The organism is Leuconostoc rapi (genome assembly GCF_016908715.1).
GTDB classification, from domain to species: domain Bacteria; phylum Bacillota; class Bacilli; order Lactobacillales; family Lactobacillaceae; genus Leuconostoc; species Leuconostoc rapi.
This window is the reverse complement of the sequence record NZ_JAFBEK010000007.1, coordinates 1-20577: the sequence shown is the minus strand read 5'-3', so window position 1 is coordinate 20577 and position 20577 is coordinate 1. Positions and strand designations below refer to the sequence as shown.

General features: G+C 38.4%; 20 protein-coding genes and 1 pseudogene. 16 read left to right on the top strand and 5 right to left on the bottom strand.

The window, feature by feature from the left end; genetic code table 11:
* Positions 1–31: 31 nt before the first annotated feature.
* The 4 genes from recF to dnaA form a co-directional block, all read right to left on the bottom strand.
* Positions 32–1150: a DNA replication/repair protein RecF gene (gene recF / locus JOD28_RS07180; RefSeq protein ID WP_204770150.1), complete on the bottom strand. Its 1119-nt coding sequence runs from the start codon at positions 1148–1150 to the stop codon at positions 32–34.
* The gene (yaaA, locus tag JOD28_RS07175) at positions 1132–1593 is read right to left on the bottom strand and encodes a S4 domain-containing protein YaaA (protein WP_204770149.1); all 462 of its coding nucleotides are present in this window, start codon (positions 1591–1593) and stop codon (positions 1132–1134) included. Before yaaA ends, recF begins: the two co-directional genes overlap by 19 nt.
* A 140-nt stretch (positions 1594–1733) precedes the next feature.
* Positions 1734–2867, bottom strand: a complete 1134-nt coding sequence (gene dnaN, locus JOD28_RS07170) for a DNA polymerase III subunit beta (RefSeq protein ID WP_204770148.1) — start codon at positions 2865–2867, stop codon at positions 1734–1736.
* Positions 2868–3056: 189 nt separating this feature from the next.
* Positions 3057–4403: a chromosomal replication initiator protein DnaA gene (dnaA, locus tag JOD28_RS07165; protein WP_204770147.1), complete on the bottom strand. Its 1347-nt coding sequence runs from the start codon at positions 4401–4403 to the stop codon at positions 3057–3059.
* Between the two features lie 491 nt (positions 4404–4894).
* Between dnaA and JOD28_RS07160 the strand changes: the two genes are divergently transcribed.
* The 13 genes from JOD28_RS07160 to asp3 all read left to right on the top strand — a co-directional run bounded on the left by JOD28_RS07160 (position 4895) and on the right by asp3 (position 17033).
* Positions 4895–5428, top strand: a complete 534-nt coding sequence (locus JOD28_RS07160) for an rRNA large subunit pseudouridine synthase E (RefSeq protein ID WP_204770146.1) — start codon at positions 4895–4897, stop codon at positions 5426–5428.
* A 73-nt stretch (positions 5429–5501) separates the two neighbouring features.
* The gene (locus tag JOD28_RS07155; RefSeq protein WP_204770145.1) at positions 5502–6218 is read left to right on the top strand and encodes a YebC/PmpR family DNA-binding transcriptional regulator; all 717 of its coding nucleotides are present in this window, start codon (positions 5502–5504) and stop codon (positions 6216–6218) included.
* Between the two features lie 374 nt (positions 6219–6592).
* Positions 6593–6727 carry a 50S ribosomal protein L34 gene (rpmH, locus tag JOD28_RS07150; RefSeq protein ID WP_002816117.1) on the top strand — a complete coding sequence of 45 codons (135 nt, stop codon included), beginning with the start codon at positions 6593–6595 and terminating at the stop codon, positions 6725–6727.
* Positions 6728–6877: 150 nt separating this feature from the next.
* A complete protein-coding gene (gene rnpA, locus JOD28_RS07145) occupies positions 6878–7225 on the top strand; it encodes a ribonuclease P protein component (protein ID WP_204770225.1) in 348 nt (115 codons plus the stop codon).
* A complete protein-coding gene (locus JOD28_RS07140; protein WP_204770144.1) occupies positions 7225–8064 on the top strand; it encodes a YidC/Oxa1 family membrane protein insertase in 840 nt (279 codons plus the stop codon). Before rnpA ends, JOD28_RS07140 begins: the two co-directional genes overlap by 1 nt.
* Before the next feature lie 130 nt (positions 8065–8194).
* On the top strand, positions 8195–9859 hold the full coding sequence (locus JOD28_RS07135) for a glycerophosphodiester phosphodiesterase family protein (RefSeq protein ID WP_204770143.1): 1665 nt from the start codon (positions 8195–8197) through the stop codon (positions 9857–9859).
* Positions 9860–9926: 67 nt separating this feature from the next.
* The gene (lepB, locus tag JOD28_RS07130) at positions 9927–10532 is read left to right on the top strand and encodes a signal peptidase I (RefSeq protein ID WP_204770142.1); all 606 of its coding nucleotides are present in this window, start codon (positions 9927–9929) and stop codon (positions 10530–10532) included.
* Positions 10501–10971: a GNAT family N-acetyltransferase gene (locus JOD28_RS07125; protein ID WP_204770141.1), complete on the top strand. Its 471-nt coding sequence runs from the start codon at positions 10501–10503 to the stop codon at positions 10969–10971. Before lepB ends, JOD28_RS07125 begins: the two co-directional genes overlap by 32 nt.
* Complete coding sequence (locus tag JOD28_RS07120; RefSeq protein WP_204770140.1) at positions 10943–11866, top strand: magnesium transporter CorA family protein; 924 nt, start codon at positions 10943–10945, stop codon at positions 11864–11866. The genes JOD28_RS07125 and JOD28_RS07120 overlap by 29 nt, the downstream gene beginning before the upstream one ends.
* 53 nt (positions 11867–11919) lie before the next feature.
* Positions 11920–12495 carry a xanthine phosphoribosyltransferase gene (locus tag JOD28_RS07115; protein ID WP_204770139.1) on the top strand — a complete coding sequence of 192 codons (576 nt, stop codon included), beginning with the start codon at positions 11920–11922 and terminating at the stop codon, positions 12493–12495.
* Between the two features lie 390 nt (positions 12496–12885).
* Entirely contained in the window at positions 12886–14352 is a 1467-nt protein-coding gene (gene asp1, locus JOD28_RS07110) for an accessory Sec system protein Asp1 (RefSeq protein WP_204770138.1), read from the top strand.
* A gap of 103 nt (positions 14353–14455) precedes the next feature.
* Positions 14456–15979: an accessory Sec system protein Asp2 gene (asp2, locus tag JOD28_RS07105; protein WP_204770137.1), complete on the top strand. Its 1524-nt coding sequence runs from the start codon at positions 14456–14458 to the stop codon at positions 15977–15979.
* A gap of 10 nt (positions 15980–15989) precedes the next feature.
* Positions 15990–17033, top strand: a complete 1044-nt coding sequence (gene asp3 / locus JOD28_RS07100) for an accessory Sec system protein Asp3 (RefSeq protein ID WP_204770136.1) — start codon at positions 15990–15992, stop codon at positions 17031–17033.
* A gap of 4 nt (positions 17034–17037) precedes the next feature.
* Here the strand turns inward: asp3 and JOD28_RS07095 are convergent, their stop codons facing one another.
* The gene (locus JOD28_RS07095) at positions 17038–17412 is read right to left on the bottom strand and encodes a PaaI family thioesterase (RefSeq protein WP_204770135.1); all 375 of its coding nucleotides are present in this window, start codon (positions 17410–17412) and stop codon (positions 17038–17040) included.
* A gap of 36 nt (positions 17413–17448) precedes the next feature.
* Here JOD28_RS07095 and menB point away from each other — a divergent pair, with 36 nt between their 5' ends.
* The 3 genes and pseudogenes from menB to JOD28_RS07080 all read left to right on the top strand — a co-directional run bounded on the left by menB (position 17449) and on the right by JOD28_RS07080 (position 20377).
* Complete coding sequence (gene menB / locus JOD28_RS07090; protein WP_204770134.1) at positions 17449–18282, top strand: 1,4-dihydroxy-2-naphthoyl-CoA synthase; 834 nt, start codon at positions 17449–17451, stop codon at positions 18280–18282.
* 103 nt (positions 18283–18385) lie between these two features.
* Positions 18386–19178 (top strand): annotated as a pseudogene (locus JOD28_RS07085) (carbon-nitrogen family hydrolase).
* An 8-nt stretch (positions 19179–19186) separates the two neighbouring features.
* Positions 19187–20377 (top strand): pyridoxal phosphate-dependent aminotransferase, encoded by a 1191-nt coding sequence (locus JOD28_RS07080; protein WP_204770133.1) that lies wholly within the window; start codon positions 19187–19189, stop codon positions 20375–20377.
* Positions 20378–20577 lie beyond the last annotated feature (200 nt).

Below are 20577 nucleotides of genomic sequence, written 5' to 3'. Positions count from 1 at the left end.
CCCTTTATGTACCTGCTGACTATAGTCAGCTTTACTTTTCTAACGTAATATTACCTTGCTGCACGTGAAAAATCTTCGGTGTGTGAATGAGTTGACGTGCAACATCACTTAAAGTTGGTGACGTTATAAATGTTTGTACCTTATCTTGAATAGCTAATAATAAGTGTGTTTGTCGATTAGCATCAAGTTCACTTAACACATCATCAAGTAACAAGACTGGATATTCACCAGTTTCTTGCTGCATGAGATCAATTTCAGCGAGTTTAACTGCCAACGCCGTGGTGCGCTGTTGACCTTGTGACCCAAAAACTGCCACATCATTATCATTAACGATAAACTGTAGGTCATCTCGATGCGGTCCCACTAATGTTGAGCCTTGCATAATTTCCCTCGCCTGTTGTTTTTTTAACGCTTGTTCAAATGCCAATTTAACCGTCGCTAACGCATCCCCTGATACAAAATCAACGCTGGTTTGATAAATCAAAGTTAGTTTTTCACGCTGGTTAGCAATTTCAGCATGGATTGGTTGCGCAGCGGCCTGCAACCTTTCTGTGAACGCTTGGCGTGCCAAAATAACTTGCGCACCAACATCAACTAATTGTTCAGTCAAAACGTCTAAGAAAATGGTATCTGTTGTTTGTTTCATTTGTAATCGCTTTAAGTACGCATTACGTTCCTTTAATATACGACGATACTGCGTTGTATTATATAAATACAACGGATTCATCTGCCCAAATTCCATATCAATAAATCGGCGTCGCACACTAGGGGCACCTTTAACCAATTCTAAGTCCTCTGGTGCAAATAAAATAACATTCAGTTGACCAATGTACTGCGATAATTTAGATTGCTCTAAGTGATTCACACGTGCCCGCTTACCCTTATTTGAAAAATGTAACGATAGAGGGGTCTCACTGATATTTTTCTTAACACGCCCGCTAATAGTCGCCTCTTTTTCATGCCAACGAATTAATTCTTTATCACTACTCGTTCGATGAGAACGCGCTAAAGCTAGGACGTAGATACTTTCCAATAAATTCGTCTTACCTTGTGCATTTTCACCTAAGAACACATTTACACCATCACTAAAATCTAGCTCTAAGTCAGCATAGTTACGATAATTAACTAATTTTAACGATGTGAGTTCCAAGAACCTGGTCCCTTTGGTCCTTTACTACGACCACCTTGATTGGGTCGACCAAACCCACCTGATCGTGTGCCATTTTTTTTACGTAATTCAGCAAAACGCGCTTCCTTGCGTTCCTTGGCAACTGCAGCTTTTTGTGCCTTAATTCGATCATCACGAACTGTCTTTTTGGCAGCAACAGCACGCGCTTCTTTTTCTTCTTGTGCCGCTGCAATAAGCTCATCAGCGTTATCTGCTAACGCAATTATGTAGGTTTCGCCATCTATGATAATTTCATCGTGATGGTACAATTTTTTACCACGACGATTTTCGGTTTCACCATTTAATAGCACTGGAAAATCCATTAAATAGTACTTTGCTTGACCACCAGACGAGATAATATTCTCTTCTTTGAGTAATTGTGTGAGTGTGATATATTCAGTTGTGATTTTTATACTTTTCGTCATATTAGTTACTCTTGTATTATACCATTTTTTGATAGCTATTTCCTAAAAAAACAGCCTAAAACCGTTTTTAAGCGATTTTAGGCTGTTTTAGGGATAAATGTTTAATTCTTAATAACTATATTTAAAAGGGCTATGAACCATCAAAACGTTCGAACTGGTGTGATCAACTGAAGCTGTTTGTCATCCGTTTCACCGGCAGGTGTCAATGTAAATGGTCGCAAGTTACTTGTAAATTTAACATCTACAGGCTTACCACTAAATACACGTAATGCATCACGAACGTAATCAGGATTAAAAGAAATTTCTAGGTTTTCGCCTTCGACTGATGTCGTCACTAGCTCTTCCTGTACACGTCCCACTTCTTGAGAAGTACCTGTTAGTGTCACGACACCGTCCGCCAGTGTGAGTTGGACCACATTATTGCGACTTTCATGACTCAACAAGCTCGCACGGTTAATTGCCCCAAGCAAAGTGCTGGCCTCAATTGTCAATTGTGTTGTACTTTCTGTTGGAATCAAACGATCTGTCTCTGGATAGTTTCCTTCTAATAGACGTGAGTAAAATGTTGTGTGTCCTAAGTCAAATACAGCTTGATTAGCAGCTAACTTAATATCAACGCGGTCCTGCCCTTCTAACAAGCTTTGTAACTCATTAAATGATTTAGCTGGAATAATAACATCTGCATTAACGGTTGTTTCTGTTCCAGTCAACGTGACAATTCGTTGTGACAAACGATGTGAATCCGTTGTGACAGCTTTCACGTCATTGCCGTTAAGTGCCAAATGAATACCTGTTAAGATTGGTCGACTTTCTTGTGTTGAAGCAGAAATTTTTGTTTGGGAAATAATATCAACTAATTGTGCAGCCGAAACGCTTAATGTTTGGACATCTGTCATTTCTGGCAATTGTGGATAGTTACGCACATCTTGTCCATTAATCGTAAAGTCTGAAGCACCAGATGTAATATGTGCTCGCACACCATCAACTGCAAGTGTCATGTCATCAGCAGGTAAATTCTTAACAATATTCGAAAAGAAAGTTGCTGGTAATGTAATGCCACCTGTTTCCTTAATAACTAATTGTGCGCCAGTGTCTGATTGTTCAATACGTGTTTCGATTGAAATATCACTATTTGAGCCGGTTAACACAAGTTCTTCATCATTTAGCACAATTTTAACGTTAGTTAAAATTGGAATTGTTGTACGCGATGAAATCGCGCGTGAGACATCATTTAAAATTTTTATGAAAGCTTGACGATTAATTGAGAATTGCATAATTATGCTCCTTTATGTTAGCAATTTGCGTAGCAGCTTTTTAAATAAATATAAATAAAAGATCTAATAGTAATAATAAGGGGTGTTTAAGTTGGGGATAACTGCCTGTTCATAAGCGGCTGTTAAAAGTAACTTGTTGACAATGTTGTGGGAAAACGCACTACTTTTTAACTTGTTTTCCACAGTGCTTTATTTGCCATTTTTGATTTCATCGGTTAGTGCAATTAGCATTTCTTTTGTACGAGGATCTGATTCAGCTTTTTCTGTAATCTTGTTGGTTGCATGTAGTACCGAAGAATGATCTCGTCCGCCAAAGGAACGCCCAATATCAGGTAAACTTTCATTAGTTAATGTGCGCGTGAGATACATAGCCACATGGCGCGCAGTAACGAGATCTTTTTTCCGACTAGTGCTTTTGAGGTCATCAATCGTTTGCATGTAATAGTCAGCGACAACCTGTTGGATACGTTCAACAGTCACTTTGAAGCCTTGGTTAATATTTAAATCACCCAATATTTTTTGAGCTGTTTCTTTGGTTGCAGGTTTATTTCGGTAGCGCAGCATGGCCTCAAAACGATGAAATGTCCCCTCTAATGTTCGTATGTTTGAATCAATTTTATCAGCAATTAATTCAAGCACATCATTAGGAATATCAAGATTATCCGTCTCTGCCAAGTTTTTGAGGATAGCAACACGCGTTGGTAAATCAGGCTTTTGAATGTCCATTGAAATTCCTGCTTCAAAACGTGAGGTCAGTCGCGATTGTAAATCAACAATTTCAGTGGGCAATTTATCTGAGGTCATGATAATTTGTTTGCCTGTTTTAGTAAGCACATTAAAGGTATTGAAAAATTCCTCTTGTACCTTCTCTTTACCAGACCAAAATTGAATATCATCAATGAGCAACAAATCAACTGTACGGTACTCTTTTTTAAATGCGGCCGTAGCACCCTCTCCAGCACGTAACGACTCTGTAAAATCATTTAAAAAATCTTCAGCCGTAGCATATTTAATGCGAGCTGAGGGCGTTGTTTTGGAATAAGCGTTACCAATTGCCTGCATCAGATGTGTTTTGCCAAGACCAACGCCACCATAAATTAAGTAAGGATTGTAAACTTTACCAGGGTCTTCGGCAACGGCCCGTGCAATTGCATAAGCATTTTCGTTACCAGTACCCACGACAAATTTATCAAACGTGAAAGCTTCATTTAAATCAGATTCACGTGTAAAAGTGAGGTTTTCTGTCTGCAGTGTTGATGCTCTGGGTAGTGTATCCGCAACGCGAAGCTCTGGTTTGATGAACCCTTCTGCAATCTCCATAGCGTACTGGACAAAGCTCATGGCATAAGATTTATTCCATTTATCAATGATATTTGTACTTTCATCAATTGGAACCTCTAGGATAATGCTCGAATCGGTTAATGTAACGGGTATAAGCGGTTCAATATAAGTGTCAAAGGAAACAGGACCAATTTCTTGATAGAATTTAGCTTTCACCTGATTCCATAATTCTTCTTGTGTTATGGGTTTTGTCACGGAAATCTCTCCTATTATTCGGCAAGTCTAAAAATAACGACAAATTTGGATAATATGACGTCACAGGCCGATCAACTTTTCTATCTCAAGAAGAAGTAGCAAAGATTATTATAACAGTAAGAAAAGGAGTTTTCCACAGGATAATGATAATTTTAGATAATATCAACAGTTGTGGACAAAAGAATCAACAGTTTGTGGACAAAAGAACGAACAAATGTGCGAGTTATCCACAAAGTAACAAGTTTGTTCACACGTAAAAGTGGGTAAGGACAATATTTGAGGTTCGTTATAAACATTATCCACAGTTTAGCAATAACAACTTGTGGATATGTGGATAACTTGTGAACAGCCCTGTGTTTAATGTTTTTAGAAATGTAGTTAGTACACAGGCTTGTGGCCTATTTTGGATAAGTTTGTGAATATTAAAGAAAAGGTTAAGGACTTCACTATTTCTTCTATTTTCATCAAGTTTATTTGTTATACTTAAACATATGATTGTACTATTTAACAAACCCTATAATGTTTTAACAAAATTCACGGATGATCAAGGTCGAGCAACATTAGCCGATTTTATTGATATACCACGTGTTTACGCCGCTGGTCGTTTAGATATGGACAGTGAAGGTTTATTGCTGTTGACAGATAATGGCCAATTAAACCATGCGCTCACGGATCCCAAAAATAAAGCGTATAAAACTTACATCGTTCAAGTTGAAGGTGTGCCAACTAAGGCACAAATAAAAATACTTGAAACTGGCGTTGAGTTAAAAGATGGTATGACGTTGCCTGCTAAGGTGAAGCGCATACCGTATCCAAAATGGTTGTGGGAAAGAGAAAAGCCTATTCGTGTACGTCAAAATAAGCCAACCAGCTTTTTACAAATTAAAATTAAAGAAGGGCGCAACCGGCAAGTTCGCCGTATGACAGCGGCCGTAGGGATCCCGACATTACGCTTGATTCGCACGCATATTGGTGATTATCATATTGCTGACCTAAAGCCTGGTCAGTACCGTGTTGTAAAATGACCCTAATTTTTGGTGCAAAATAATGGGAAACCGTTATAATGATAAAAGATATAAATATAAATGAGGTGCACGCATGGGACGTAAATGGGAAAATATTAAAATGAAGAAGGCGCAGACCGACGGTGCTGCTGCCAAAGTTAACAGTAAATATGGTATTGAAATTTATGTGGCTGCTAAACAGGGTGGTAGCATTGATCCAGAGGCCAATTCAACATTGAAGTTTGTTATTGACCGTGCCAAACAAGCACAAGTCCCAAAGCATGTCATTGAACGCGCCCTTGAAAAGGTGAGTGGATCTGGTGATGAGACATTTATTGAAGGTCGATATGAAGGATTTGGTCCTAATGGCTCACTCATTATTGTTGACACGTTAACATCAAATGTTAACCGTACAGCGACAAATGTCCGTACAGCATTTAACAAAAATGGTGGCACATATGGTGCGGCCGGCTCAGTGAGTTATTTGTTTGATGAAACTGGTATCATTGTTTTTGAAGGTAGTGATGCAGATGCTGTTTTGGAAACATTGTTAGATGCAGATGTGGATGTTCGTGATGCCGAACAACAAGATGATCAAATTGTTGTTTATACGGAACCAAGCGCACTACACAAGGCTATTGAGGCGCTTCGTCAAAGTGGTGTGTCAGCATTTTCAACGACAGAAATTTCAATGTTACCACAAGCAGAAACAACGCTTGAAGGGGAAGATTTAGCAACTTTTGAAAAACTTGTTGATGTGCTCGAATCAGATGAAGATGTGCAAACAGTTCATCATAACGTGGCATTGTAATTGATCAAAAAATAGGTGAACGTCTCAGTTTAGATGTTCACCTATTTCTGTTTGCGATAATTACGGAAACGTATTTGCAGCAGCCAGTAAAATTGTTTTTGTGGTTGTTTATAGCTATTGCTATGATGTCAATTATTATTGATGTCGTTAATTTGAAAAAAACGAATGTATAATGGGGTCACACCGTCACATTTGTTGACTGACTATTGTCCTTCCTCATAATAAAGGGTACAATGTTAGTATTGCATTTACTAAAAACATTTTTAGACATAAAAACGGGTGAATTTGCTTGCTTACGTAGTTGATTCATGTTATGATTAAAATCGAATTGCAAAGTTTTTGCAGGTAAAAATCGCGAATGGAGGTGAACACACATGAAGCGTACATACCAACCAAAGAAACGCCATCGTGAACGCGTACACGGATTCCGTAAGCGTATGAGCACGAGCAACGGTCGTAAAGTTTTGGCTCGCCGTCGTGCAAAGGGCCGCAAGGTTCTATCAGCCTAACAAGGTCGCTGCTATGCAGTGGCTTTTTTATTTCATAAAGAGCTGTGGCTGTATACGGTGTGCAATATATAGATAGGGAAGGCTGATTGCCGTAACGACATGATGTCACGGTCAATTGCACGTACATATCCTCAAGAGAGACTGATTCTAATGAGAAAAACTTTTCGAATTAAAAAACCAACCGAATTTCAGATTGTCTTTAACAAACATCGATCGGTTGCCAATAAATACTTTATTGTTTATCAACTTGATAAACAAGAGCAAAAGCACTTCCGATTAGGTATTTCTGTCAGTAAGAAAATCGGGAAAGCGCATGACCGTGTTTGGGTTAAGCGCCGTATTCGACAGAGTATGCTTGAATTAAAGCCGCAGATATCTCAAGAAATTGATATTTTAGTGATTGCTAGACCGGCTGTGGCCAAACAAAGCCAACAATTTATTAAAGAACAAATGATTCACGTCCTTAAATTAGCTCATATTCTGAAAGTAGAAAACTAATGAAACGTTTTATAAATATTTTGAAAAAAATTGGACCGTTGCCACTCATTTTAGCTGTTGTTGCCTTGGTGATTATTATCATTGCCAGCTTAACTTTTCAGGGGCACGTCGCCTCACATAGTTTCTGGAGTGCGGTTGTTGCAGCCTTTACCTCAGCTATTTTAGGTGCTTCTGGCTGGTTTGGCAATAATTATGGTGTTGGTATCATTGTTTTCACAATTTTGATTCGTTTTTTGATTTTACCGTTAATGGTTTATCAGATTCAATCGATGATGAAAATGCAAATCGTGCAACCAGCGCTTAAAGCACTACAAACGAAGTACCCTGGGAAAGACACTGAAAGTCGTCAATTGATGATGGCCGAGCAACAAGCACTATATAAGGATGCAGGTGTTAATCCTTTTGCTTCGATGTTACCTCTAATTGTCCAAATGCCAGTATTGATTGCGTTGTATCAGTCAATTTATAACTCACCAGTATTAAAATCAGGTAAGTTCCTATGGCTACAACTAGGAAATAACGATCCATATTATGTGTTACCCATATTAGCTGCGCTCTTCACATTTGCATCTTCATGGTTATCAACACAAGCAACACCTGAACAAAATGCGATGACGAAGGCTATGCCTTATATTTTCCCAGTCGTGATTTTCTTTTCCGCGATGGCTGTACCAAGCGCCTTATCATTGTATTGGGTAGTTGGAAACCTATTTCAAACGATTCAGACATTTGCCTTGCAAAATCCATTTAAGATTCGTCGCCAACGAGAGTTGAAGGCGCAAAAAGAGCGTGATTTGCAACGTAAAATTAAAAAAGCTAAGCGTAGTAACAAACGTTAATGACAGCAAACCGTATACCCTATAAGGGATGTACGGTTTTTTGTTGCTTTAGCTAATCAAATAGGTTAAAAAACAGGATATAATGTTATCCTTAGAGTAAGTAAGTTGACTTAAAATTGGAGGTTTTGAGATGGTTAAGCGTCAGTTTAGTGGGTACAAAGTTTCAGTAGGCTTGATTTTGGCACTATTTTTATTTAACTACGTGTCTTCAAAATTAATTGATATTATTCAATCTAATCAACCCAGTGCTTATCGCATTGCTACAGGAAGTCTTGGTAAATTTATTGCATATTTCCAACAAAATTGGTTAGCCTATGGGATGACCTTAGTGGGGTATCTTGTGATATGGGTTGCGCTGATTTTACTAGTCAGTACTGTGATGCTGATGATATGGGGCATGGTGAGTAAAAAAAATTATTTACGCGCATTAAAATCACCACAGCTTCATTTATCGGTCCTCAGTATGGTATTTCTTGTAATCCCTCTTAATCAGATAGGGTTTAAATTTCCAATTGCCTATTATTTAACAGTGCCAAAAACTTTTATTGATCCAATTGGTCAGCCTATTATTGGAATTATACTCGTTTTAGTCAATATTAGTTTGCTATTACTAGCATATCGTTTGCGATTTGTGCCGTATTTTGCAATAACAACACAACATCATTTAAAAAATAATATACAACACAGTTGGCAGCAGACACGGGGTCAAAATGGCCAATTTTTCCGGCATATTGGTCAAATTATAGGATTAGCCATTTTGGTTATGGGAAGTATTTTTCTATTGCAATGGTTGGCTGATCACATTTTACAAACACCATTGAAAAGATATACGGCCAATGGTTTAATTGCCATTGCGGTTGGTTATTTTTATTTTGCAACAAGTCGTCTTTGTTTGCTATTTATATCTAAAAATCAGGATAATGAGCAGCGTACAAACTTTTATTGGCCAATGAGTTCAGTGATTATTGTGATTTTTGTTGGATTCTGCAGTAGCTGGACCTCAGGTAAAATGATCAATCCACCCGTTAAGAACTATCTTGTGATTGCTCATAAAGGCGTGTCTTCTGAAAATGATGCTGCTAATACAATGGTTACCTTGGGTAAGGTTGCTGAAACAAAACCTGATTATATCGAAATTGATATTCAAAAAACAAAAGATGGTGTTTACGTTTTAAGTCATGATAGTAGCATTAAATCAAAAGATGGTAAGCACTATAAGATTGATGAAACATCTTGGCACGATTTAAAAAAGGTACACTATGAAGAAAATGGTCGGGTTATCACCCCCACAGCATTCAAATCATATATCAAACGTGCTAATTCATTGCAGCAAAAGTTACTAATTGAACTAAAAATAAATACCACAATTACCACCTCAGAGTTGAAAGCGTTTCAAAAAAAATATGGTCAATATCTTACTCAAAATCATGCACAGTTGCAGTCAATGAACCAAAATGCCATTAAACGATTGGCCAAATACACGAACAGGCCGATTGGTTTACTGTCACCAGTTGTTAACAGCGTTAATAGCGCACCATTTAATACGTTTTATGCCATAGAGTACTCTAGTGCTAATGCTAATATTGTCCAACGAGTCATTAAAAATGATAAAAAATTGTACGTTTGGACGCTTAACAGTCAAGCAGATATTAGTAGCGCTTATGCATTAGGCGTGACAGGATACATTACAGATTATCCCAAGGAGACACGTGCCTTTTTGAAGCAACTCTCTCATCGGGCCCAGTACGCAAATGCCGTATGGCATATTGTTATGTTACAAAAAACAAGTAGTTAAGTGGTGAATTTTGTCATATAAGATGAAAAACTGTTATAATGAATTTTAATATATCCGAGGTAATGCTATGAATGTCATCAAAAATTGGATACTACCAATCCTTGTTGGACTGGTTGTTGCTGGTTTAATTCGCACGTTTTGGTTCACATTAGTCACGGTTGATGGTCAATCAATGCGTCCGAATTTAGAAGACAAGCAAGTTATTATTGAAAACAAACGGGCAACAATTAGACGTGGTGATGTTATTATCTTTAATGCAACAGATGAGGATCCGCAATTAAAATCACAGCATTATGATTATGTTAAGCGTGTGATTGGCGTTGCAGGTGATCAAATCGTGCATCGTGGTTCGGATTTATATGTTAATCATAAGAAGATCAATCAAAACTATATTAATTTATCTCAACAAACAGCTGGGACGTGGGGTGATTGGACATTAAAAACGTTATCGTCACGGAATATCTGGCAAAAAAAAGATCAGAACAAATCAGTTGTGCCAAAAAATTCATATTTTGTGTTAGGTGATAATCGCGCGATATCAAATGATAGCCGCACGTTTGGGTTTATTGAAAAAAAGCATGTCTTAGGTAAAGCTTATGTGCCGATATGGCAGTCAAATAAAAAATTAAAAGAGCATATCAATGACCAATCAAAAAACTATTTTGCGAAATGAATTCTTGAAATTACGCGCCATGCAGCCAAACGATTCGGATGCGCTGGCACGCATTTATTTAGATGCTCGCGTCAATTATTTTCCTTGGGTCAAACAACCCAAATTGGCTGATTTTGACCTAGCAATTTTAGGAGAAAAAGTTGAGATTGCGATAATTGATGCTGAAATCGTTGGTTTTGCATCCTTATCGGAATGGGATAGCTTTTTACATTTATTATTTGTCAAAAAAGGTAAACAAAGTCAAGGTATTGGCGCAGTTTTATTGAATTGGGCACGAGAAATAGTGCAACAACCACTCGAACTAAAAGTTGTGACAGATAACAAAGATGCGCAACGATTTTATGAGCGTGAAGAGTTTAGCATCGTTGGACACTCTAATTTATCAAATCCAAGAAATGTGACGTATAGAGATGATCGAAACAGTAAAAAAATTCAATAAATTTACATGGTATCATGTGTCGAATCTAACGGCAGAGGATAACCAGATATTAGTCGATGAACATCATCTCACAAACGAAATTGTGGGCTATGCTGTTGATCATAACGAGGCTGTCCGTATGGAATATGATGCTGCTGCTGATGAATCTTTAATGGTCATTGATGTGATATCATATCGAGATAATATTGTGGAGACGCGACCTATTGGTATTTTGTTTGCCCATAATGACTTATATACGTTTTCACATTCAGTAACAGATTATGTACAAGCTGTGATATTAGACCCTAAAAACCGTCAAAAACGTGGGGATGATAGCGAAATTAGTGCGATTGATTTTATAATGACTGGTCTATATTCGTTAATGACACGATATGTTGATCAAGTCACTGAAATTAATCGTAAGCGGCGTGTGATTCAATCACAATTAGGGCACCATAAACGTACGACTAAACAAATGAATGATTTACTACGCCTCCAAACGCAAATGATTTATATTCAAAATTCGCTGGCTAATAATCAAGTCATGCTCAATGCGTTTAAGCAAGATTTTAAATCTAAAATACCACATTTTGAAATTGAACACATTGATGACGTCCGTGTTGAAGTTGGACAAGCTGAGCATATGGCAGATCTCGCAATGGCAGTTATTAATTCAGTATCAGATGCTTATGGTAATTTGAGTAATCGAGATCTAAACTGGACGATGAAAGTGTTAACAGTTTATTCTATTGTGTTGACGGTGCCAACGATTGTTAGTGGTTTTTATGGTGAGAATGTGAAGTGGTTACCTTACGCTGCAACACAAGATGGCTGGTGGATAACACTAGTCATCACGCTTATTTTGATGGCGCTAGTCAGCTTAATATTAGCATTAAGTGGTTTTTTTAGAAAATAAAGCTGATATTTGAGGCAACCTGTTTTTTATACCTAATACGCGAAGGGAAGCATATGAAATTATTGGAAGAACGTATTCGTCAAGATGGCCAAGTGTTAGGAACTGAAATATTAAAAGTTGATACATTTTTAAATCATCAAATCGATCCGGAACTGATGTTGGCTATTGGTGAGGAATTTGCACGAGTGTTTGCTGATAAGAAAATTGATAAAATTTTGACAGTGGAATCATCCGGTATTGCACCGGCAGTTTTTGCCGGTTTAGCGCTACATGTTCCGGTTGTATTTGCTAGAAAAAATAAATCGTTGACGTTACCCGAGGGTGTGTTGTCAGCAGATGTGTATTCATTTACTAAGCAAGTCACAAACCATATAATGATTGACCAACGTTTCTTAAAATCCGATGAACAAGTCTTACTAATTGATGATTTTTTGGCTAATGGCCAAGCTGTTGAAGGACTATTGACCATTGCACAACAGGCGCATGCGCATGTTGTTGCTGTAGGGATTGTAATTGAGAAATCTTTTCAAAAGGGTCGTCAAATATTAGATGAACGTGGCCTACAAGTTGAGAGTTTGGCACGCATAAAATCGCTTCATTCAGAAAAAATTGAATTTATGTCATCATAACAATGTTTCACGTGAAACATTGTTGCTGAGAGGATACATCAGTAGGTTGCGTAGCACAGTTTTGCATGATAGCAGTCTAAAGTAAGCTGTTTATGAAATGATTGGCTATTATAAAATCAGAATCGCAATCGATCAAGCAGGCGCTTATATAAGCTATCAGCACCACAAAAAACCAGCTATGGCGTTTTAACTGAGCTGGTTTTTTGTTATTTTAAGGTATTTTATTTTTAAATGATCGTTCAAAACCAGGCATCATAAAAAATTATGTGCAGAATTGGTATAATAATATCAGTGGTTGTGAAACCAGAAGATAGGGTCTGTTTCTAGTTCCAAAGCAAACAGTTAAAAATATAACTCATATAAAAGAACAACATAATTAAGAGGTGATATATGAATTTGCACATCATGCCGGATTGGCACGCGTATAGTATGACATTACCAGAATTTAATGATACGGTTCATCAGACACAACTATTTTTATCACAAAGCCAACAAGTTGAATTAATTTTAGTAGACTACTTACCCCAATTACGTGAAATATTGTCTCAAAAAAGAATTGAGTCAGCTGTGACTTGGTCAGCCTATGATCTTTTTCAACGGATTACTTTGAAAGATGAAAAGCCAGTCGCTTTGGCAGATTTTTCCTGGCCAGATGATGCAGAGTTTATCCGTATGAATGACCGTATTGAAGTGTGGGTAAAAAACACGCATTTTGCGACAGTGTGGGTGCAACAGTCACCGCTCATGCGTTTTGACCGTATCGATCTATTAACAGACGATATTCGCCGCCAAGAATTAATCATTGACGATCGCGGTTTTATTTCACGTGTGACAACGTTTAATGACGATAATGAGCCTATACGACGTGATTACTTAACACCAAGCGGCGGGGTAGCCGTGCAAGAAGATTGTGTTTCTGCTGTCGTGACAACCCAACAGACATGGACGCCACAAACAACGTTTACTAACATGGCTGAGCTTGTTGCAGCGGGTCTAGCCCATCATTTGAAATCAGTTCCCCAAAATGATTATTTGATTGTTTCACAGAGTGAAATGACAACATTTTTGATTCATAAAGTGACGCCAAAACAACCCGTTATTTTAAGTTATCAAACTGAACGCACAGATAGACAACTTGAACAACATGTGCCATTGCAAATCTCTGGTAACGTTGACTTTTCAGTGATAGACACGCCGGAACAAGCTGAAAAACTGAGTGCACAATCAGAACAGCAGTCGACATTTGCAATTATACCGCCTTACACGGTAACAGCGCGTCAAAATAACGTCGCAGTACAACCAGTCGCAACAATCTATTGGTTTGCCCCAAGCATAGCAATGGCAGATTTTGAGGTGGTTAGTACATTGTTAGCTAGTCATCCCAATGTCTTAGTATTAATTGAAACGACACAATCACACGCGTTATTTGATGCTATGATTGAAGCGGCTAGTAAAACAGCAGCGAATGCACATGGCATCATAGATGTAGATAGTCAGTTAGCGTATAAGACACGTTTTCAATTTATAGCATCCCAAAATGAAGCGCAAAAAATGCAGTATATGGCAAATAGTCGTGTGTTATTGGACTTAGGAGATACACCTAATCAATATTTGCAAACACAGGCGATTGCATATGCTGTTCCGCAAATTAATCGTATACAAACCGCTTACTTACAGCCCAACCAAAATGGCAAATTAGTAACCGATAGGTCAGAATTAAGTGGTGCATTGAATTTTTATGTTGACGATACGCATTGGGTATCAGATGTAAAGGAATCAACACATGACATTGCAGCTGAGTATAGCGATGACATGGTGTGGATTAAATGGCAACAAATTTTTAACAAGATTAAGTAAAGGAACGTGTGATCAACGAGTCATGCCACAATAGTTAGCGTTAAATAACGATAGTTTAGCACTAATACTTGGCACAAGAGGATCCAGGTCGAAGGAATTAAAAATGGCAGATATTTCAGTGCTTCAAATTGGTGCCAAAGATTGGACACCACACATTCATGCGCCAAATATTGACTGGCAGTATACCACTATTTTGGATCTACCTACGCGGTTAGCTTATCAAAAAGATCCCTATGTTTTAGAACAAACCTACGTTGTGCTGACAGACGATGTGCTGACAAGTACATTGTTATCGAGTCAAATTAATGATTGGCCTGCGCGGCGAACGATTTATTTTGCAAAGCAGCTGACGCCTGATTTTCAGGCTATATTAGATGAGCGTCAAGCCTTCTTGATACCAGAAACAACGCCAGAGGCAATCGTGGCGCATTTGCAAAATGATTTGCATTTTGAACAGATAGGGTTTGCCACACGATTTAGTGAGCAGCAATTCATCCCTATGCCACCTGCAGGGATACATTTTAAGCGAGAAGGTCGGTTTTCAGCACAATTTATTGGCGATTTTGGTCAATCATGGCAACAAATTGGGACGCTTAACACATTTATTGATGATTTAGCGCCAACAATTGAAAATTTAGTCTGGCTTGATTATACACAAACCGATACAGTTGCTGTCAAGTTAGTATTTGTGTATTATCAAGATGGCCATGTTCAAAAAAGGCAAAGCATTTCTGGTGATGCTTTGCGTGAATTAACGGCAATTGATGGGTTAGAAAATGATCAAAACTACCAAATTTTAGTTTTTGCTAGTGGTCAAGGGACACTAGATTTACACGTTTTACATCAACGGCGCTCACGACATGGTTTGGGCTTGTTACTGCCGGGGGATGACTGGCAACTGACAAATGAAAATGAAGAAGTATTGAGTTATTTTAATCCAGGAGATCGACAAGCACCATTGGTTGTTAATTTTTCTAGCAGGCATGCACATGCTGATGGCTTTGACATGCGGGAGTCGTTGAATACGCTAGAGTCACCTTATTTACTTTTCTCGGATGTCAGAATGCAAGGGGGCGCTTTTCATATAGGCACTGAAAACTATGAAAAGACAATTATTGAAAAAATTCAGAAAACGATAAAAATACTGCACTTAGAACCTAAAGATGTCATTTTAACAGGGTATGGAATGGGTAGTTTTCCAGCCATGTACTACGCGGCAGATATTAAACCCCAAGCTGTTGTCCTAGCTAAACCAATTGTTAATATTGGAACCTTAACGGCAAACATTGATTTCCCACAAGCAGTGAATCAGGATTGGACGCTAGATGTCCGACGCTTTTTGGCTGGACGAATGCATCCAGATGATACGAGCGGGTTAAATCAAATTTTTTGGGACCACATCAAACAGGTCGACTGGCAAAAAATATCAGTCTCATTACTGACGTTAACGCAAGATGAGTATGATGGGCAGAGTTTGCCACAATTATTAGATTTTTTTTCAGCACAACATACACCGCTGACTCATGTTCAAGAAATTGGGGCACATATGGCAAAAACACCTGAAATGATTACATTTATGATGGCGCGATTAATGTATCTAAAAGACCACATGAGGGAAGGTAGGTGAGTAGCTAACTATGGAGTACAAAATATATTGGACGCCACAAACACAGTTACGCCAATTACAAGGCGCAACCGTAGATTTTCAAGCGTTAGATCAAGTCACTTATGAACACTTTTTTTTACCGAGTGGGCAGGTGATTGCAACATGGCATTCTAGACATCTTTATCAAGTCGAAAAACGTATATCGGATCTCCCACAGTTACTGCGCGGGGAAACTTACGTTATTGAAAGGCGTATTGATGCCAGTGAACGTATGTTTGCTTACTTGATAGTGACTTTTTTTGATGATCAGTATCAACGTTTAGAGATGAACAGTCAAAATACTGATAAGATGACAGTCACTGTACCAGAGAATTATGCTTTTTACACCATTGATTTGGTGTCAGCGGGTAATGGTCAGTTTGTCTTTCATGACTTCGTGATTCGACAACAAAAAGCGGGTATTTTACGAGAGAATGATACGGCAATAGCTTCCAAACTATATACCGATGTTGAGATACCAGCAAAAATAACAGCGAATACCCTACGAGTGGTATTTTCTGAACCTGAAACAAGTACGACTGACTACATGTCTGAGTGGATAAAAGAAACGCAACAAGCGGTACAATATATTGCTAGTAGCGACTTAAACGCTGGCTACTACCGTCATCACGAGGCAGCATTAATAGCCTCTGTGAAATTGGCACGTAAACAAGCACATGCACGACAAATTGAATTTGTAGGGTACGGTCCAATATCAAGTTACGCTGCTTTGTATTATCAAAGTCAGTTTAAGGGGAGTCTGGCTGTTATTAGTGATGATGTCAACCTTGAACCAGAGCCAACATTAAAAGTGACTCGAACCGTTGACAAGGTACGTTATCTTGGTAACCCTATTGTGCCAAATTATCAAGCGCCCATCACTATTCCACACCCCAAATATGAAAGACTTGGCATGTTAACTTATGACACACCGACGCCAGAAGAAGTGCGTCGCCAGCAAGCGTATAATGCAGCACATCCTAAAAAAAGTGCGATTTCTTTGTTTTTTACAAAAAATAAAAATAACACGCAGTAGCGTGTTAGTCGTTTAAATGCTGATTTTTAAGTGTCACGGTACTCGTGCTTGTTAGTGTATTTGTTTTTTGCTCATGGATCACAACCGCCCAGACTTGTAGGGTATGTCCAATGTTAATTGGTGTTGCAGTTGCGACCAACACGCCTTGACTGACAGCTTTTAAATGGTGTGTTTGAATGTCAACGCCAACAGGAACAAGATGGGGTGGGAGTGCCTCGTTTGCGCCCAATGAAGCAGCTGTTTCAGCTAACAAAGCATTGATACCCCCGTGCACAATACCAAATGGTTGCATCAGTTTTTGACTGATTACCACCTCAACAATTGTTTTTTCTGATGACAATAAGGTGGTTTTTAACCCCAAAAGTTCTATAATATTCATAAGAACAAAATCCCCTTTCTGAATGGAGTATAACACATGACAACTTGGAACGCCGTTAAAACATACGACGAAATATTATTTGAAACAAACGCAGATGGCCAAAATATTGGTAAAATCGCTAAAATTACGATGAATGATATTGCTACGCATAATGCTTTTACACCCGGTATGGTTTCTGAAATGATTGATGCGTTTACGATTGCTCGAGATGATGCAACAATTGGTGTGATTATTATGACTGGTGCGGGCGACCAAGCCTTTTCATCTGGTGGTAATCAAAAAGTTCGAGGCAATGGTGGTTATGTTGGATCTGACGGCATTCCACGATTAAATGTTTTAGATTTACAACGCCTCATGCGTGTTATCCCTAAACCAATTATTGCTATGGTTAAGGGCTGGTCTGTTGGTGGCGGGAACGTCTTGCAGTTGGTAGCTGATTTGACTGTGGCGGCAGATAACGCTAAATTTGGTCAAACAGGACCAATGGTTGGCTCTTTTGACGCAGGATATGGCTCAGGCTACTTGGCACGTGTGATTGGACATAAACGTGCCAAAGAAGTGTGGTTTTTGAATCATTTTTATACGGCTGAAGAAGCTTACCAAATGAATTGGATTAATAAAGTGGTCCCTTTGGCAGAGGTTGAAACAGCAACAATTGAATGGGCAGATGAATTATTGACGAAATCACCTACGGCGTTGAGATTTATTAAAGCAGCGATGAACGCTGATACAGATGGTCTAGCAGGTTTGCAACAATTTGCTGGAGATGCCACGATGATGTATTACACGACAGACGAAGCCAAAGAAGGACGAGATTCATTTAAAGAAAAACGCGAACCGGATTTTGATCAATTTCCAAAATTTCCTTAAAACACCAGTGAGGTGTTTTTTTATTATAAATAATGAGTTAAAAATGATATAAATTTGACAAAATATATAATAAAATGCACAATAATACATAAGAGGATTGGTTATGAAACTTAAAATTGGTATTGCACAAGTGGATATATTCTTAGGAAACCCACAAGCAAATCAACAGACAATCATTGATTATGCGCAAAAAGCAGCACAAACTGGTGTTGATGTTTTGTTGTATCCAGAAATGTGGCAGACTGGCTATGCCTTAACAGAACTAGATAGGTTAGCTGATCACAATGGGGATGAGAGCCAAGCATTACTAAGCCAGTTAGCAAAACAGCATCATATAAATATTGTTGGTGGCTCTGTTGCAACACAACGAGATCATAAATTTTATAACACGATGTTTGTTTTTGATCGATATGGGCAAAAAGTTTCTGAATATGATAAATTACATCTTTTTGGACTGATGAACGAAGAAAAATATATTACTGCTGGGAGCCATAGCAATGTTTTTAATTTAGATGGTGTTCCGTCTGCTGGTGTTATTTGTTATGATATTCGGTTTCCAGAGTGGGTTCGAACGATGATGGCAACTGGGCCACAAGAACTGTTATTTGTTACCGCGGAATGGCCAGAACAAAGAATTGCGCAGTGGCAAACATTACTACAAGCACGTGCCATTGAAAATCAGTCATTTGTTGTTGCAGCAAATCGTGTTGGACATGATAATGACAATGTTTTTGGTGGTCGATCATTAGTCATTGATCCATTAGGTAACATTGTTAAACAAGCCAGTGATTAATGAAGCGACGTTACTTGTTGCTGAGATAGACATTGATGATGAACGGGCCGTTCGTGGCCAGATACCTGTTTTTTCAGATCGTAGACCCACGTTATATTATTAGGAGAAATTATGCATTTTGAGCAATCAGATTTACTAAAAACACTACCAAAACAATTTTTCGCATCGTTAGTGGCAAAAGTGAATGCAAAAATTGCTTCTGGGGCCGATGTCATTAACCTAGGACAAGGTAATCCTGATCTACCAACACCAGATTATATTGTCAAGGCAATGCAAAACGCAACGGCTAATTCAGCAGATCATAAATACGCTTTGTTTCGTGGTGAACTACGTTTTAAAGAAGCTATTGCTGAATTTTATTTATCTGAATATGGTGTTCACATTGACCCTAAAACAGAGGTGGCTATTTTAGCTGGCTCTAAAATTGGATTGGTTGAGCTACCTTGGGCGTTGATGAATCCAGGTGAAACACTCTTACTACCAAACCCAGGTTATCCAGATTATCTATCTGGTGCGGCTTTGGGGAAAGTGAACTATGAAACGCTGCCACTTGAACCATCAAATGATTTTTTGATCAATTACGAAGCCATATCAGCTCAACAAGCTAAAAGGGCTAAGTTTCTCTACATGAATTACCCTAACAATCCGACTGGTGCGGTTGCCACACCAGAATTTTATGAGCAAACAGTCAGCTTTGCTAATCAGCATGAAGTCGGCATCTTATCAGATTTTGCTTACGGTGCTATTGGCTTTGACGGACATAAGCCATTGTCATTTCTACAAACACCAGGCGCAAAAGATGTTGGTATTGAAACGTATACATTTTCCAAGACATTTAACATGGCTGGTTGGCGCGTTGGTTTTGCAGTTGGTAATGCTGATATGATTGAAGCACTGAACTTAATTCAAGATCATTTATTTGTTTCGATTTTCCCAGCCATTCAAGATGCTGCTATTGAGGCGTTGCAAAACACAGTGGCCCGTCAAAAGGCTGTCACAGAATTGAGTCAAACCTATGAAAATCGTCGTAATGCATTCATTGCAGCAGTACGTGAATTTCATTGGGAACCCTATGTACCACAAGGTGCTTTTTATGTACTCATGCCTGTGCCAAAGGGTTATACTTCCACTAGTTTTGCAGACTTACTACTAGAGGAAGCCAATGTGGCGGTAGCAGATGCAGCTGGTTTCGGATCAGAGGGTCAGGGATATGTTCGTATTGGTCTAACAATAGATGAAAAGAGATTAGTTGAGGCAGCTGAACGGATAGGAAAATTAGACATTTTCAACCCTGATAATTAAACACGAACAATAAGATTCAAAATGCAAAAAATAAATGAAAATAACGACAAATAAAAGCGTTTTCAAAAAATATTTTAGCAATTTAAAATAAAACAAAAAAAGGTAAAGAAAGTAGTTGACGGGAGGGCGGGAAGTTGGTATATTAGTATATGTTCTTACGAAGGACGCGAGGCGAAAGAGGCAATTAATTCAAGAAGATC